This window comes from Vibrio sp. 2134-1, from assembly GCF_033339495.1.
Genome location: NZ_JAWOUS010000414.1, coordinates 1 through 705 on the forward strand (window position 1 = coordinate 1; position 705 = coordinate 705).

At 45.1% G+C, this 705-nt stretch carries 1 protein-coding gene; it reads right to left on the reverse strand.

Features of this window, described 5'->3' with window-relative positions:
- On the reverse strand, positions 1-705 hold a 705-nt coding region (locus R7R78_RS26340), incomplete at both ends, for a phosphoethanolamine transferase domain-containing protein (protein WP_225474639.1).

Here is a 705-nt window from a genome sequence, read left to right on the forward strand (position 1 = left end):
TTGGCTAGTGTAGGGGTTAGTTTCACGCTCGTAACCATTCAGTTGATAGTTTTGAGTACGTGCGGTTTCACCTACTACAAAAACGAGTAACGTCGGTTTGTCCTGCGCTTGCTGTAAAGCGGTCGAAGATTGCTGTGCATCAGTACCGATTTCACGATATGGCTGTGGCGTAGTTAAGTAATTTTCTTTTACGTAACTTGTCGCGCTGTAGACATATTGCGTTGGGATGATCATTTTTTTCAGGTAGCTGTTATTGCGACCCACAGATGCGTAATCTTGATAGTACAACCCCGCAATCACGGCAATAACTGCTAACGAAGCGAGCATCGCGACCAGTTTTGTAAGCACAAAGCGTAGCCATTGTCCGCGTTGTGGTTGCAGCTTTACTTTGAACACAATCAGGGCAGGAATCACACCCATTAACGTCGTCCAAACGACCGAATACGTGCTGAGATAAGAGCTTGCTTCACTCGAGTCGGTCTCGACGATGTTGGCGATCATCCCAGAGTCAAACAGCGTTCCGTAGTTATAGCCTGCGTAGCTTACTAAGCTAGAGACCACTAGCAGCAAGATAAAGAACGGCTTTCCAACCCATGGCCAGCTAAATAGGTTGAATAAGAAATTAAGCGCGGCAAAAAAGAAAATCGGAATAGTGATAATGAAACCGATTTTGACTTCGTCTAACTTAGAGAAAATCCCAATGAG